At 73.2% G+C, this 15,521-nt stretch carries 12 protein-coding genes; 5 read left to right on the forward strand and 7 right to left on the reverse strand.

The genetic code is table 11. From position 1 onward, the window contains the following. Positions 1 to 66: 66 nt before the first annotated feature. Positions 67 to 2,400, reverse strand: a complete 2,334-nt coding sequence (secD, locus tag IG78_RS0112260; RefSeq protein ID WP_037685189.1) for a protein translocase subunit SecD — start codon at positions 2,398 to 2,400, stop codon at positions 67 to 69. A gap of 126 nt (positions 2,401 to 2,526) precedes the next feature. After that, a complete protein-coding gene (locus IG78_RS0112265; protein ID WP_030562134.1) occupies positions 2,527 to 2,973 on the reverse strand; it encodes a hypothetical protein in 447 nt (148 codons plus the stop codon). Between the two features lie 364 nt (positions 2,974 to 3,337). Here IG78_RS0112265 and IG78_RS45665 point away from each other — a divergent pair, with 364 nt between their 5' ends. Both IG78_RS45665 and IG78_RS0112275 read left to right on the forward strand, forming a co-directional pair. Continuing rightward, complete coding sequence (locus tag IG78_RS45665; protein ID WP_404827678.1) at positions 3,338 to 3,805, forward strand: helix-turn-helix domain-containing protein; 468 nt, start codon at positions 3,338 to 3,340, stop codon at positions 3,803 to 3,805. Positions 3,806 to 4,198: 393 nt separating this feature from the next. Beyond that, positions 4,199 to 4,876, forward strand: coding sequence for an NUDIX hydrolase (locus IG78_RS0112275; RefSeq protein WP_107054880.1), 678 nt, complete (start codon positions 4,199 to 4,201; stop codon positions 4,874 to 4,876). On the opposite strand, the gene IG78_RS0112280 is transcribed toward IG78_RS0112275, so the two are convergent. The 3 genes from IG78_RS0112280 to IG78_RS0112290 all read right to left on the reverse strand — a co-directional run bounded on the left by IG78_RS0112280 (position 4,848) and on the right by IG78_RS0112290 (position 8,198). Then, positions 4,848 to 5,453, reverse strand: coding sequence for a ClpP family protease (locus IG78_RS0112280; RefSeq protein WP_030562137.1), 606 nt, complete (start codon positions 5,451 to 5,453; stop codon positions 4,848 to 4,850). The genes IG78_RS0112275 and IG78_RS0112280 overlap by 29 nt on opposite strands. A gap of 2 nt (positions 5,454 to 5,455) precedes the next feature. Further along, positions 5,456 to 6,100 carry a ClpP family protease gene (locus IG78_RS0112285; RefSeq protein WP_030562138.1) on the reverse strand — a complete coding sequence of 215 codons (645 nt, stop codon included), beginning with the start codon at positions 6,098 to 6,100 and terminating at the stop codon, positions 5,456 to 5,458. A 193-nt stretch (positions 6,101 to 6,293) separates the two neighbouring features. Then, positions 6,294 to 8,198: a protein-arginine deiminase domain-containing protein gene (locus IG78_RS0112290; RefSeq protein WP_030562139.1), complete on the reverse strand. Its 1,905-nt coding sequence runs from the start codon at positions 8,196 to 8,198 to the stop codon at positions 6,294 to 6,296. Between the two features lie 330 nt (positions 8,199 to 8,528). On the opposite strand from IG78_RS0112290, the gene IG78_RS0112295 reads away from it, so the two are divergent. The 3 genes from IG78_RS0112295 to IG78_RS0112305 all read left to right on the forward strand — a co-directional run bounded on the left by IG78_RS0112295 (position 8,529) and on the right by IG78_RS0112305 (position 12,442). After that, complete coding sequence (locus IG78_RS0112295) at positions 8,529 to 9,107, forward strand: hypothetical protein (RefSeq protein WP_030562140.1); 579 nt, start codon at positions 8,529 to 8,531, stop codon at positions 9,105 to 9,107. Beyond that, complete coding sequence (locus IG78_RS0112300) at positions 9,104 to 10,669, forward strand: alkaline phosphatase D family protein (RefSeq protein WP_030562141.1); 1,566 nt, start codon at positions 9,104 to 9,106, stop codon at positions 10,667 to 10,669. The genes IG78_RS0112295 and IG78_RS0112300 overlap by 4 nt, the downstream gene beginning before the upstream one ends. 846 nt (positions 10,670 to 11,515) lie before the next feature. After that, positions 11,516 to 12,442 carry a helix-turn-helix domain-containing protein gene (locus tag IG78_RS0112305; protein WP_030562142.1) on the forward strand — a complete coding sequence of 309 codons (927 nt, stop codon included), beginning with the start codon at positions 11,516 to 11,518 and terminating at the stop codon, positions 12,440 to 12,442. A 37-nt stretch (positions 12,443 to 12,479) separates the two neighbouring features. On the opposite strand, the gene IG78_RS0112310 is transcribed toward IG78_RS0112305, so the two are convergent. Together IG78_RS0112310 and IG78_RS43995 are read right to left on the reverse strand one after the other, a co-directional pair. After that, positions 12,480 to 13,145 carry a response regulator gene (locus IG78_RS0112310; RefSeq protein ID WP_030562143.1) on the reverse strand — a complete coding sequence of 222 codons (666 nt, stop codon included), beginning with the start codon at positions 13,143 to 13,145 and terminating at the stop codon, positions 12,480 to 12,482. A 145-nt stretch (positions 13,146 to 13,290) separates the two neighbouring features. Then, positions 13,291 to 15,521, reverse strand: a 2,231-nt coding sequence (locus IG78_RS43995) for a sensor histidine kinase (RefSeq protein WP_211267706.1), incomplete at its 5' end; no start/stop codon positions are given.

The following is a 15,521-nucleotide window of genomic DNA, read 5'->3' on the forward strand; positions in this document are numbered from 1 at the left end:
GGGGCGCCGACACGTCAGCATCGGTGGACGTCACATCGGTGGACGTCAGGGGTCAGGGGTAAGGCGTCAGACGACCGCGCCCGTCCCCCGCTGCCGCCGTGCTTCCAGCGGGCTGGTGGCGGGCGTCCTGCGGCCGCGCTCCCCGGTGGCGGGGCGGCGCGGCGGCGCGGGCCTGCGGTGTTCCAGGAGGACCGCGACGGGTACCGCGACCGACACCGTCGACAGCACGCCGAGGACGACGCCCGCGATGAGCGCCACCGAGAAGTCCGCGAGCGAGTCACCGCCGAGCACGGCCAGTGCGGCGAGCACGAACAGGGCGCCCATGCCCGTGTTCACGGTGCGTGGCAGTGTCCGTACGACGGCCTTGTCGGCGGTGGCCGCGAGCGCCGCCATCGGATCGCGGCGGCGTGCCTCACGGATGCGGTCGAAGACGACGACCGTGTCGTTGACCGAGTAGCCGACCACGGTGAGGACGGCGGCCAAAAAGACGCTGTCGACCGTCTTGCCGAGCCACGCGAACAGGCCCACCACCAGGAGCACGTCGTGCACCAGGGCGACGACGGCGGCGGAGGCAAAGGTCCAGCGGAACCGGGCGGTCAGATAGAGCAGTTGGGCGGCCACGGCGATCCCGAGGGCGATGAGCGCCTTGTGGCGCAGTTCGTCCCCGAGGCTCGGGCCGATCTGTTCGTCGCGTTCGACCGTGACCCGGCCGCCGCCGTGCTCGGCGAGCGCCTCCTTGATCTGCTGCTGTTCCGCGTCGCTGAGTTCACCGGTGCGTACGCTGATGTCGCCCACGCCGGACTCCTGCACCACCGCGCGCGGGAAACCGGCGTCGGCGACGGCCTCGCGTGCGGTGTCGGCGTCCACCTGCTTGCTGGTGGAGTACTCGACGAGCCGCCCCCCGGTGAACTCCACTCCCAGGTCGAGCCCGCGGACGACGATGCCCGCGACGGCCAGCGCGACAAGGAGTGTGCTCGCGCCGAGCCAGCGGCGCCGGTGCCGCACGATGCCGGGTTCGCGGCGCGCGAGCAGGGCGCGGACCCGGCCGGTGGCGGCGAGTCCGGTGAGACGGGGGCGGCGGCGCACGAAGCCGCGGCGCACCGCGGTCTCGGCGAGCACGCGCGAGACGACGAACGCCGAGAACATCGACACCAGGACGCCGATGGACAGCGTCACTCCGAAGCCCTTCACGGGGCCGGTGGCGAAGGTGAAGAGCAGTCCCGCGGCGAGCAGCGTGGTGACGTTGGAGTCGAGCACGGCGCTCCAGGCCTTGCGGTAGCCGGTGTGCAGGGACTTGGGGAGGCTCCCGGTGCCGCGCGCGCCGAGGTACTCCTCCCTGGCGCGTTCGAAGACCAGCACGTTGGCGTCGACCGCCATGCCGATCGCGAGCACGAACCCGGCGAGACCCGGCAGCGTCAGCGTGGCACCGATCGCCACCAGGACCGCGTACGACATGAGCCCGTACAGCGCGAGCGCGACGGTGGCGATGGCGCCGAGCAGGCGGTAGACGACGGTGATGAACAGCGCGGTCAGGGCAAGGCCGATGAGGGCGGCCTGGGTGCTCGCCGCGATGGCGTCGGCGCCGAGCGTGGGGCCGACGGTGCGCTGCTCGACGACGTCGACGGGCACGGGCAGGGCGCCGCCCTTGACGAGCGCGGCCAGGTCGCGGGCCTCGTCCTCGTCGAAGCCGCCGGTGATCTGGGTGGTGCCGCCGGTGATGCCGGTCCCGCACGCCACGTCGGCGTTCACCCCGGGCGCCGAGACGACCTTGCCGTCGAGCACGATGGCGACCCGGCGCTCGGGCGAACCCTGCGGTGCGCACGCCGCCTCGCCGGTGACGTCGGCCCAGTCGCCGCCCGCCTTGCCGCGGAAGTCGAGCGTCACGTACCAGCCGTTCAGGGACTGCTGGTCGAGGACCGCGTCGGCGTTCTTGACGCCGTCGCCGGTGAGCACGGTCGGCCCGAGCACCAGGTGCCCGCCGGGGCGGTCGGGGTCGGGCAGGGTGCGGGAGCCGTCGGCCGCGGGCCGTGCGGGGCCCTCACGGTCGGTCTCGTCCCGCACCGGGTGCACCGTGAGCTGCGCGGTACGGCCGATCACTTCGGAGGCCTCCTTGGGGTCCCGCACCCCCGGCAGCTCCACGATGATCCTGCGGTCACCGGCCTGCGCGAGGCTCGGTTCGGACACGCCGAGGGCGTCGACGCGCTGCCGCAGGACCTCCACGGCCCTGCGGGTGGCGTCGGCGTCGGCATCGACGGTGGGTGAGTCCTTGGTCTCCAGCACGATCTGGGTGCCGCCCCGCAGGTCGAGGCCCAGGCGGGGCGACTGGGTGAGGGCGATGTACAGCGCGGCGGCGACGGCGACGAGCGCGACGAGCGCCCGCCACAGAGGTGCGCGGGGCATGGGAGTTCTCCACATCCACGAGTTCCACGAAGCAATGACATTCACGTCATTCGCGACCTTCACGAAGAAGGCATGACGAAGGCGGACGGCGCGCGAAGGTCGGTGGCGGCGTCCGGTGAGGTGGGATCAGCTCCGTCGGAACGGGGGGCCGCGCGGCTCGGGAGCGGCGTCCGCGAACCGTGTGGACGGCGTGGTGAGGTGGAGTCGGGCGTCGGGGCCACCGAGGGAGCGGTGCGGCACGTGGTGCGCGCCGGTGCCCGCGGTGCCGGGGCCCGGGGGGTGCGGGATCTGGAGGAGGAGCGGGTGCGCGGCGGTCGCGTGGACCGCGCGGTGCCCGTCCTTGCCGTACGAGGTGTGCGGGCCGTGGGCCGTCTGCCGCTGCCCGCCAGGGGCCCCTGTCGTGGGGGCGGCGCCGCTGTGCCGGTCGGCTGTCGCGGCCGCCCAGGTGTGGGCTGCCGTGGGACCGGCGGTGGCCGTGGTCGCCGCGCGGGAGGGCACGGCGAACGCGAGGACGGCGACGACGGCCGAGAGCAGGGACGCGGCCAGGCGTGCCGACCGGGTGCCGTGCTGCACGCGGGCCTCCTGGTCGGGTCGGGTACGCCGTCCCCGTACGAGGGCGCCGGGGGCGCCGGTGCGCCAACCGCTTCAACGTGCGGGGGAATCGAAGAGGTTCCCCACCCGGGGGTTTCCGCCCCGGGGGTTTCCGCCCCGGGGGTTTTCGCCCCGGGAGTTTCCGCCTCGGGAGTTTCCGCCCCGAGGGGGGCGCGCGGGTTCCGATCCGCCGTCGGCAGAACGCGCTACGCCGTCGGCAGAACGCCGACCACGCAGCGATCACCGCTCCTATTCTGAAGCGGTGAGCAGCCACGCGACGAACCCGAGCCCTGCCGAGGCCGAGCCCACGGACCTTCCGCCCACGGGAGGCCGGGCCGCCCGCGTCATCCCTCTGCGACCGGCCCCGCGGGCCTCCGCGCCGGCGGCGGCCCCGGCCACCGCGCCCGCTCCCAGACAGCCCCTCTGGCGTGACCTCGTCGGGAACGTCCTGCGGCGTGAACGCCGCGCCCAGGAGCGGACGCTGAAGGACGTCGCGGACGCCGCGCGGATCTCGGTGCCGTATCTCTCCGAGGTCGAGCGCGGCCGCAAGGAGGCGTCCTCGGAGGTGCTCGCCGCGGCGGCCGCCGCACTCGGCCTCGATCTCGCGGACCTGCTGGCGCTTGCCCACGGTGACCTGCTGCTCGCCCTGCGCCGCCCGCGCGCCCGCGGTGCCGCGGCGGCGCCCGCCACGCCGGTGCGACAGCGCGCGGTGTCGACGGTCACCACTCCCCTCGCCGCCGCGCCCCTCACACCGTCGCGCTCCGCCACGGGCCGGGGCGGAGCACACCGGGCCCAACTGCGGCTCGCCGCCTAGGTGGTCCCGCCCGGCACCTCTGGGCGGGACCCGTGCCTGTCCGGTGCCTCCGAGCGGGCAAGGGGTACGCCCGGCGCCTCCGAGCGGGACCCCTGCCCGCCCGGCGCCTCCGGGCGGGACCCGTGCCCGTCCGGAGCCTCCACTTGGGATCCGTGTCCGTCCGGCGCCTCGGCGCAGACCCCGTGCCCGTCCGGCGCCTCCGAGCGGGCAGGGGGTACGCCCGGCGCCTCCGGGCGGGACCCGTGCCCGCCCGACGCCTCCGCGCAGGACCCGTACCCGCCCAGCACCTCCACGCAGGACCCGTACCCGCCCAGCACCGAGCTCCTGGACGTACGCCGGATTCGCCTCGTCGAGGCCGCCGTGCCGCCGGTGCCGTCCGGGGAGCGGGTGGCCATGGACCGGATCTGGGACCTGGTGGTCCGGGCCAACCCGCTTCTCTTCGACGGTCCGGTGGCGGCGTGCGCGGGGCTGACCCGGGACGGGCCGGACGGCCTCGTCCTGACCTGGGTCAGGACGACGTACCGCCGCTACGGCCTGCGCCGTGTCCCCGGCGCCACCGCGTGTGTGGCCTCCCTCTACACCGACGTGCTCCAGCCGACCCCTGACGGGCGGCTGCTCGTGGGCCGGATGGCGGCGTCGACGGCCGCGGCGGGGCGCTGGCAACTGCCGGGCGGAGCCGTCGAACCGCCGGTGGACGGCCTGCCTCTCGACCTGGCGGCGCTGCGCCGGAACGCCGCCCGGGAACTGGCCGAGGAGACCGGCGTCGTACACCTCCCCGACGAGCTGGCCCTGTGGGGCGTGGCGCGCGGCGCGTACGGGAGCGCGGGCGTCCTGTTCCTCGCCCCGTGCCGACCTGCGGCGCTGCTGCGCGAGCGGTTCGCGGACCTGACGTCCGCCGAGCAGGCCCGGGGCCGCGAACCGGAGCTGGACCGGATCGCGTTCGTCGGCTCCCTGGCCGGACTCGCGCGCCTCGGCGGACCCGGCGCCGACCGGGCCGACTGCCTGGGGCCGGTCGTCGCCCGGTACACGGCGGCCGCGGGGCTCAGCCCAGGGTCGCGCGCCGGCGGCTGACGACCTCGTCGGCGAGGCCGTACGCGACCGCCTCGTGCGCGGTGAACACCTTGTCGCGGTCGGTGTCCGCCCGCAGCGTCGCCACGTCGTGGTGGGTGTGGCGGGCCAGGACCTCCTCCACCTGGGCGCGGATGCGCACCATCTCCTTGGCGTGCAGGCTCAGGTCCGACACGGTCCCCTGCTGCCCGCCGCTCGCCGGCTGCCCGAGCAGCACCCGGGCGTGCTCCAGGACGAACCGCCGTCCGGGGTCGCCGCCCGCGAGCAGCACGGCCGCGGTCGAGGCGGCCTGGCCGACGCAGAACGTCGAGATGGGCGCGCCGACGAAGGTCATGGTGTCGTAGATGGCCATCAGGGAAGTGACCGAGCCGCCGGGCGAGTTGATGTACAGGGCGATCTCGTGTTCCGGCGCGGACGACTCCAGGTGGAGGAGCTGGGCGATGACGACGTTGGCGACGCCGTCGTCGATCTCGGTGCCGAGGAAGATGATCCGCTCGGACAGCAGGCGGCTGTAGATGTCGTAGGCACGCTCGCCCTGCGGGGTGCGCTCGACGACGGTCGGAATCGTGTACTGAGCCATCTCTACAGTCCCATCCGTCGCTTCGACGCGGCTGGCCTGACGTCGGGCAGGGAGGTGACCACATGGTCGACCATGCCGTACTCCTTGGCCTGTGCGGCGGTGAACCAGCGGTCCCTGTCGCCGTCGCGCGCGATGGTCTCCGGGGTCTGCCCGGTGTGTTCGGCGGTGAGCCGCTCGATGGAGCGCTTGGTGAACTCCAGGTTCTCCGCCTGGATCGCGATGTCGGCGGTGGTGCCGCCGACGCCCGCCGACGGCTGGTGCATCATGATGCGCGCGTTCGGCAGCGCGTGCCGTTTGCCCGGGGCGCCGACGGTCAGCAGGAACTGGCCCATGCTCGCGGCGAAGCCCATCGCGAGGGTGGCGACGTCGTTGGGGATGAGCTGCATCGTGTCGTAGATGGCGAGACCGGCGTGCACCGAGCCGCCGGGGCTGTTGATGTAGAGGCTGATGTCGGTGCGGGGGTCCTCGGCGGAGAGCAGCAGGAGCTGGGCGCAGACCCGGTTCGCCGACACCTCGTCGACCTGGGTGCCGAGGAACACGATGCGCTGGCCGAGCAGGTGGGAGGCCAGTTGGTCGTCGAAGCGGGTGGCGGGGGTGTCCCCGTCGGCGGCGCGCGGCGGCGCCCAGTCGGTGTGCGGCGGTGTCATCGCACGGCCTCCTCGTCGTGGAGCGATCGGCCGGACCGCTCGTGCGGTCCGCTCGGTCCACTGTGGGGCCGCCGACGGCGCCGGAGCCGGTTTCTCGGCTTGCGGCAGATTCGCCCAGGGCAGACGGCGGACTCGCCCAGGGCAGAGGCGGGACCGGGGCCCGTCATGGCGCACCGGTCCCGCCCGTCGGGGGTTACGCCGTGGGCCACCACGGCGCGCGGGCGTCCCGCAGCGTGTTGGTGCCGCAGTGCACCTCACCCATGCCGAGGTGGTACGTGTACCAGTCGTCGATGTAGGTCGTGGTGAACCCCGCCTTGGCGTACACGGAGTTCACCGCCTCGGTGAAGATGTCCCGGCCGCCGATGACAGGGCCCCACTGCTTGGGTGCCAGATAGCGGGTCGGGCTCAGCAGGACGCCGTTGACCGCGCCGGGGACGTAGGCGCTGTTCGGCCGGACGGCGGCGGCGCCCCCGGCACCGCCCGCGGAGTCCCGGCCGCCGCGCGCCTCGTCGGCGCCGCGCAACTGGCTGAACCTCTCCAGGTTTTCGGGGCCCATGCGGCGCAGCTTGCGGCTGCCGCTGAGGTCTTCGCGCGCGTCGGAGTCCCGCGTGTACAGGCCGGGCACCCTGACTATCTCCGCGTCGGTGACGCCGGTCTCGCGCTTGAGGATGTCCAGGTTGGCCTTGATGCGCTCGGCCGCCACCTTGTTGTCGGCGTGGAACGAGGCCTTGGCGAGCACCTGGTCGATGGTCTCCTTGGGCGCGGGAACGTCGCTGCCGCTCGGTACGGAGAACATCTTCGTCCCGCCGTGCCCGTCCCGCTGTGCCTTGCGGAGGAGCTCCACCCCGGCGGCCGGGTCGGCGACGCCGATGCGCCAGCCGCGCTCGGTGTCGGCGGGCAGGAACTGGACGAACTCGTCCACGTGCCCGACCGAAAGCCACGACGTGTCGAGCAGCAGCGGCGCCTGCACACCCTGCGAGGACAGAAACGTCCGCATCGACTTGGCGGGCTTGGAACCGGAGTCGGCCCGGTAGCCCTGGATGATGCGGCCCGCCGGGTAGCTCTTGCCGTTCAGGGTGTAGGGCGGAATGGTCTCCAGGTTGCCCATGGAGTTGAGCGTCCACTCCTCGTTCGCCGCGGGCTTGCCGACCTGCACCACGCCCACGTCCGGGCCGCGCAGTTTCTCGAACAGCTCACGGCCCGCGTCCCTGTCGGGCTGCGCGGAGCGGATCATGACCCGCATCGTGCGCTGTTTGCCGCCAGGGCCCGGCATGCTCGCGTAGGCCGGCTCGACGAAGTCCTGCGCCCACGGATCGCCGTACTCGGTGAAGGTCGTCAGCGGCTTGCCGATGCCTGCGTCCTTCACCTGCTTGGCTAGCGCCTTGACGAACTTGCGCTGGTCACGGCCGTAGGCTCCGGCGCCCTTCACCTTGGTGACGAGGACTTCCTCGGCACGCTGCAGATGATGGTGGGTGAGGACGGGAGCGGTGCGCAGCACGACGTCGTCGGAGCGGGGCGTGCCGCCGCCGGTGACGGTGAGCCGGACCTTCACCTCGCCGTTCCACTTCCGCGCGTCGCGCACCACGTCCGTGGCCTCGACGCCGAGTTCGACACCGGCGCGCAGCTCGGTGGCGGAAAGCCGGTCGGCGGGCCGCAGCAGGGACCAGCGTCCAGCACGCTTGATGAACAGACGGGCCTTCTCGGCGCCGGTGCCGATCGCCTTGACGGTGCCGTGGCTGCCCGCCGGGGTCCCCGCCAGCGGCACGGTCTTCAGGCGGGCCAGATCGGCCGCGTCCCGCGCACCGTTGACCTTGGTGTCGGAGGCGTCGTTGCACCGGGCCAGCTTCGCGTCCGACAGGGGCCTGCCCCGGGCGTCCTTGACCGGACAGCGCTTCGCGTCGTCGTCGACGTTCGGCAGCACGATCGCGCCGCGCCGCGCCGTCCAGGTGTTCTCGCCCGCCGAGTCGCTCGTGCCCTCGACGTCGACGCTGCCGTCCCGGTTCACGTCGGCGCGCAGGTCGGGTGCTTGGGCCGGTGCGTCCGGGGCGCCGGCTTCCGCCATGGCCGTGGCTCCCGTGGCCGCGAGAACTCCGGCCATACCCGTCGCAAGAGCGACATTTCTCCATCTGTGCGTCCGCACAGTTCCCCTCCTTGTCCCCGGCCCTCTGGTCAGGTGGTCAGTCAGCGAGGGCCGTTGACCTTAAGGAGGCGCGGAGAACCGGGGAGGTTGACAGGACATCGGGATTTGTCCGGGCTCACAGGTTTCGCAGGGGACAACAGGCCTACCGGACGACAGCCGACGACAAGGGCTCCGCCCCGGCGGCACGGGTCGGGTGCGGACGTAACAGAATTCGCCGGAATGCTTCTCCTGGTTCACATGCGGCTGGTGGGCTGACCGCGCTCAACCCAACGATCACAGGAGGCGTGCGTGAATCTGGTCGTCAACGGCGACGCGGAGAGCGGGGCGGGCGGCACCGCCGACCCCGTCACCGAGGTCCGCGGCTGGCAGGTCGCCCAGGGAGCCCCGGCGCTCATCGCCTACAGCCTGGGCGGCGGCTACCCGACCCCGTCGGACCCCGGCCCGGCCCGGCGCGGCAGCCGCTTCTTCGCGGGCGGCAACAGCGCGCGCACCGCCCTGGTGCAGGACATCACCCTGCCGAGGACCGGCCGGACCGGGCGCAGGGCGGTCGACGCGGGGCGGGTGCGCTACACCCTGTCCGCCTGGCTCGGGGGCTATGCCGGGCAGGAGGACGGTGCCCGGTTCTCCGTGGAGTTCCGCGACGCCAAGGGCACACCGGTCGCCCTGAGCGTGCTCGGCCCCGTCGGCGCCGGGGACCGGGAGGGCCGCACGGGTCTCCTCGAGCGCACCGCCGAGGCCGCGGTGCCGCCCACCGCCCGCTCGGCGCGGCTGCTCCTCGTCTTCACCCGCAGCGGCGGCGGCACGTCCAACGACGGTTACGCGGACGCCCTCTCCCTCACCCTCAGCGCCGACGGAGGCCACCGATGACCGTCAACCGCCGCGATCTGCTGAAGGCCGCAGCGGCCGCAGGTGCGCTGAACCTCGCCTGGCCGCTGACCGCGGGACTCACCCCCGCGCAGGCCCGTGCGGCGGCCGAGCGCCTGGGCGCCGAGTACGACCGGGCGCCCTTCACGCTCGGTGTGGCCTCCGGTGATCCACAGCCGCACTCGGTGCTCCTGTGGACCAGACTCGCGCCCGAGCCCCTCGCCGCCGAGCAGAGACTCCCCGAGGTCGTGGAGGTCGACTGGGTCGTCGCCAGGGACTCCCGGCTGCGGCACGTCGTCGCCCGCGGCACCGCGCCCGCCTCGGCGACGCTCGGCCACAGCGTGCACGTGCCGGTGAGCGGTCTGGCGCCCGGCCGCCACTACTGGTACGCGTTCAAGGCGCTCGGCAGGACCAGCCGCGTCGGCCGGACGAAGACCGCGCCGCGCGGCCGGGTCTCCAAGGTCACCTTCGCCGCCGCCAACTGCCAGGCCTTCCACGACGGTTTCTACGCCGCGCACCGCGGCATCGCCCACGAGAACGTGGACTTCGTCATCCACCTCGGCGACTACATCTACGAGCACGGCCAGGTCGGCGGCGTACCCGAGAAGCACGTACGCGACCACGACGGTCCTGAGATCCTTTCCCTCGGCGACTACCGCAAGCGGCACGCCCTGTACAAGGGCGACAAGTCGCTGCGCGAGGCGCACGCCGCCCATCCGTGGTTCCTGACCTGGGACGACCACGAGGTGGTCAACGACTACAGCGGCACCGGGGGCGGCGCCCCGTTCATGCGCCGCCGCGCGGCCGCCTACCAGGCGTGGTTCGAGCACATGCCGCACCGCGACTCCTTCGGCGGCATGGCCCTGCCCGACCCCGAGATCCACCGGGTACGCCGCTGGGGCGACCTCCTGGAACTCAGCATCCTCGACCTGCGCTCGTACCGCTCCGCGCAGAACCTGCCCGACGGCACGATCCTCGGCGCCGAGCAGAAGGCCTGGCTCAAGCGCACCGTCGACCGCGCCCCGGACTCCTGGCACGTGTGGGCCAACTCGATCATGCTGAGCCAGTTGCGGGGCAGGCCGGGCGGCTCGTACATGTTCACCGACCAGTGGGACGGCTTCCTCGCCGAGCGCAAGGAGGTACTCGGGCACGTGCACAAGAGCGGTCTCGAGGACCTCGTCGTCATCACCGGCGACTGGCACTCGGCGTTCGTCGACGACGTCCGCACCGACTTCGACCAGCCCGACTCACCCCTGGTCGGCACGGAGTTCACCGCCCACTCGGTGACCTCCGGCGCCTACTCGCCCGAGTGGAACTCCGCCAACGGCCCCCTCATGGGCAAGGCCAACCCGCACCTGAAGTACTTCGAGGGCAACCGGTACGGCTATGACGTGTACGAGGTGACACCTCGGCGCTTCACCACCCACATGCGCGTCATCGGCGACCGCCGCGACCCGAACTCCCCCGTGACCACGCTGACGAAGTTCCACGTGGACCGCGGCAAGGTCGGCTCGTACGAGGACGAGGGCACCAAGGGGTCGGCTGCGCAGTACCGCAGGGACTAGTGCCCGGCTCCGCGCCCGACGGATCCGGCCGTACGCGGCCGGATCCGTCGGTGCCGGGGCTGCGTTGTGAGGCTCGGTGGACGCTTGACGACCTGGGGTTGGCCGCAAGCGGAGCGTGAGTGGAATGGGTCACACCAGTTGCGCGGGGGCGGACTTCCGGGCCGTCGCGTTCTTCACGCCTTCGGCGGCGCTCCACGGGCCGCCGATCGTTCATCGCTCGTCCTGAGCGGAAGTATCTGGCCCCCCGTTGCAGCGGGGGGCGCAGTCCAAGGTCGCACCCACGCCAGTGAGTTGCCGCCTCGGATGGGGCCGGTCTGGGACCAGCCGGTGTCCCCATGGTTGCGCACCAAGGGGAGTTCATGGAGCCATAAGGCTCATTCATCTCCCCGCATCGTAGATCCTTTGTAACTCGTGAACAACTCCCAACCAGGCGCTTTTATGCATTGTTTCACCTGTGACCTGGCGTGTTCCCGCACGTATGGGTCCCGCTCGGATGTTGTTCACGTGCACGGCGGCTGGATTTCTTCGCGCTGCGCATGACCTATGAATGGCTCGTTTGCGCGGGGCTGTGGTCGCGGCCCGGCTTCCATGACAGACGCGATCGTTCCAGATCGGTTGCGCTCACAGTTGACCGGTCGGCGAACCCCTCTGGATAGGTCACCCGTTGTGCCTTCAACTTCCTTGCGGGCGGACATCGTTGTCGCCTCAACAGGCGAGCCACCGCCGGCGGGAGCGTGCGGCACGCCGGCGCGTGGAGCGCCGCGCCCGGCCTGACCGGGGGGCCGGGGACCAGGGCCGCGGCGCCCGCTGACCAGCAGCTACCGAACCAGCGGAAGGAGCAGGGCCGTGGCGCGTCCTGAGAAGGAAATCCCCACCGACGTTCCCCTGTCGTTGAAGTCCCTCGCGATCGACATGCGCACGTTGCGCAAGGACAGCAACCTGACCATCAGCCAGCTCGCGAAGGTGTCGGGCTACTCCACCGCGGCGATCTCGGGCGCGACCGCGGGCAAGAAGGTGCCCTCGTTGGAACTTGTCGAGGCGTTCGTCATGGGGTGCGGTTACACCGGCGACATGGAGCGGTGGCGGCGGGCGCACCGGGCCGCCCGACGGGACATGAAGGGCACGTCGAGTTCCTCGGAGGACACCGGCGAGCATCAGTTGCCCCGGCTGACCGCCCTCCTGCGGCGGACGCCCGAGCCCGCTCCCCCGTCGGCTCCGGCCGTACCGCCGCAGCCGGTCGGCCTGCTGTCCCTCGTCCAGGAGGCCCGGGAATGCGAGCGCCGCGACAAGCGCGTCAGCTCCGTCACGTCGGCGGACCACATGCACACCGCGCTCGCCCTGTGCACGACGCCGGAAGACGTCATCGAGCTGATGAACGAACTCGTCACCGACAAGGGCCTGTCGATCCAGGAGCTCGAGGCGCGCAGCCGCAAGCATTACCACATCTCCGACACCACGTTCACGCAGGTGCTCGGCGGCACCCAGCTCCCGACCGTCGAATGGCTGTACATCTTCCTGTCCGCCTGCGGCCTGGAGGAGGAGCGCACCGTGATGTGGCACTTCACGGTGACGCGCATCCGGATCTCGCTCATGCGGCAGGCCCAGCGCGAGGTGTTCAAGAAGTCCCGCCGTCGCCGCCGTGAACTGCGCGACATGATCACCGTCATCCGGCAGAAGAAGTCGCACCTCTACTACGTCGCCATGGCCGTGACCGTATGGACGGTGATCACGATCCCGCTCGCGTTCAAGGGGGTGGTGGTCCTGCCCCGGTAACCGATCGCCCGCGGCCGGTGGGCTCGGGGCGCGCCCCTCACCGCTCCCCCGGGCTCGCGAGCCCCACCTCGTACGCGAAGATGATCGCCTGTGCGCGGTCCCGCAGGGACAACTTGGTGAGCAGGGCGTTCATATGGGACTTGACCGTGGCGCGGCCGATGCCGAGGGACGCGGCGATCTCGGTGTTGCTGAGGCCGCGTGCCACCTCGCGCAGGACGTCGCGCTCGCGGCCGGTCAGGGCGTCCAGACGGCCGTCGGGGCGGGCCCTCGGGGCGATGGCGCCGGTGGCGAAGGCGTCGATGAGGCGGCGGGTGATCTCGGGGGCCAGGAGTGCCTCGCCCGCGGCCACCGTGCGGATGGCGTCGACCAGTTCCTGCGGGTCACAGTCCTTCAGCAGGAATCCGGACGCGCCGCCGCGCAGCGCCGTGAAGACGTACTCGTCACGGCGGTACGTGGTGAGCACGAGGACGCGTACGGGCGGGTCCATCTCGGTCAGCAGGCGCGTCGCCGTGAGACCGTCCGTGCCCGGCATGCGGATGTCCATGAGGACCACGTCCGGGCGGCTCGTCCGCGCCAGCTCGACGGCTTCACCGCCGTCCGCGGCCTGGCCCGCCACGGCCAGGTCCGGCTCGCCGTCGATGACGGCGGCGAAACCGGCACGGACCACGGCCTGATCGTCCACCACGAGCACCCGCACCGTCATACGCCCACCTCCGTCATGTGCCTGAACCCTTCATCCGTCCGTTTCTTTCGTCCGTCCGTTTCCTTGATCCGTCCGCTTCCTTCGTCCGTCCGCTTCCTTCGTCCGTCCGCTTCCTTCAGGCTTCTTCCCTTTCACTTCTGCCCTTTCAGGGGTGGCGCGGCGCCCTCACCCCCGGGTCCTCCAGCGCGTCCAGCAACTCCCGCAGGCCCGCCAGGGCCGCGCGAGCCGCCTCCGTGGTCGCGGCGAGGGCCTTTTGCGGGTCGGCGGCCGGGGCCAGGCCCTCCTCTGCCCGGCGTACCAGCGCCACCGTGTGGGCGACGACCGTCGCGTGCAGGCCCGTGGCGACGCGCCGCCGTTCGCCCGTCACCGCATCGCCGACCCGTGCGGCGACGGCGTCGAGCAGTCGCCGCTCCCAGGGGCCGCCCTCGCCGCGCCGGGCACGGGCCAGCAGGCCGAGCGCCCACACCGGCAGCAGCCAGGGCACCGCGGCGAGCCCGAGGGCCGCGAGCAGCGGCACCGCGCCGGGGCCCGCCGACTCCGCGGGGTCGCCCGCCACCGCGAGGCCCACCGCGAGGCCGCCGACCAGGCCGACCGCCACCGGCGCGGGCCACGTCGCGCGGGCAGGGCCGTACGCCCCGGCCGCGTACAGGGCGATCAGCTCCGCCGTCCACGCGAAGGCGAGCGGGCCGAGCAGGGCGAAGTCGAGCAGCCCCGCGGAGCACGCGGCCGACCAGGCGAGGGACGTCGTGAGCAGGGCGGCCAAGGCCGTGGCGGGCGCACGCCGACGGACGAGGAGGGGCGCCGCGTGGAGCGTCAACAGGGCGGCGAGCAAGCTGAGGTGACGTGGCGTCGGCTCCCGGAGGACGGCGTTCGGCGGGGTGGTGGACAGCAGCAGGGGCAGCACCACGCACAGTACGGACGCCGCCGCGTCCGCGATCCGGGCGCGGGCCCGCGGGCGGGGCCCGGGGACGGGGAGGGCCGCCTCGACCGCCCAGCCCCCGTCGTCCGTCGGCCCCGCGGCCAGCCGTCCCCCCACCCCTTCGGCCCGCTCCCGCATCCCCACGAGCCCCCGTCCCGTGCCCAACGGCCCGCACGGGGCGGCAGTCTTCTCCGGTGTCGGCGGTCGCCCGTTGACCACCGTGATCCGCAACTCCCCTTCGGCACCCGGCTCATGGCCCAGGGACACCGCTACGGGCGCGCCCGCCGCGTACCGCATGGCGTTCGTCAGGGATTCCTGGACGATGCGGTACGCGGCGACGGAGGTCTCGCCCGGCAGGGGGCGTGGGCGGCCCTCGGCGGTGAGGGTGACGGGGAGGCCGAGGCGTTCCAGGCCCGCGCACAGGTGTGGAACGGACTCGTGGGGCGGGGCGTCGGGCGTCTCGTCGCCCACGACGGACACCAGGCGCCCCAGGGCGGCGAGGACATCGCGGCCGGACGCGGTGGCCGCGGCCAGGGCGGGAGCGGCCAGTTCGGGGCGGGCGGCGGCGAGGCGGAGAGCGGCGGCGCTCTGCACGGCGACGCCGGTCAGATGGTGGCCGACGGCGTCGTGCAGATCGCGGGCCAGGCGTTCGCGTTCGGCGGCGACCGCGGCACGGCGTTCGCGCTCCACTTCGGCGAGGCGGGCGAGGAGCCGCGTACGGCGGGCGGTGCGGTGGTGGCGCAGGCGTCCGCAGAGCACGATCGCCAGGTGCAGCAGGGCGCCCGCGAGGAGGTCGTCGAGCAGTGGCCCCGGTGCCGGGTCCTCGATGCCGGGCAGCGGGATCCCGCGCAGCGGAAGGACGGCGGTGGCGAGGGCGGCGGCGCCGAGCGCGCGGCGCGCGGAGTCGTGGGTGGCGAGGGAGAACAGGGCGATCCACAGCGCGCAGGCCGGCCCGGGCGTCACCACCGTCTGCGGCAGCAGCGCCTCCGTCACGCCGTCGGCGACGAGGGCGACGGCGAACACCGGCACCGGCGCCCTGCGGCGCCCCGTCAGGACGACCGCGACCACGGCCACCGCGAGGACGCCCAACAGCGCCTGCCATCCGGCCGCACCACCCGGGGCGCTCCCCGAGGCGCCGCTGCCCGCCCCCGGGGCCCCGGCTTCCCAGGGCGCACCCGCGAACGTGAACACGGGCGTCCCGTCGGTGAACGCGCCCGAGAGGAGCAGGACAAGCAACTGTCCCGCCAACAGCACCGCGGGCACGACCGCGTCAGCGCCGCGGAACCCTCCACCGGCCACGTCGGCCCCGCCGAGCCCTCCACCGGTCGCGTCAGCCCCGCCGAGCCCTCCACCCACTGCGCCGGTGCCGCCAAGCCCTCCACCAGCCACGTCAGCCCCGCCAAGCCCTCCACCCACCCCGCCGGTGCCGTCGAGCCCTCCACCGGCCACGTCAGCCC

Source organism: Streptomyces aureocirculatus (assembly GCF_000720475.1).
In the GTDB taxonomy this organism is placed as follows: domain Bacteria; phylum Actinomycetota; class Actinomycetes; order Streptomycetales; family Streptomycetaceae; genus Streptomyces; species Streptomyces aureocirculatus.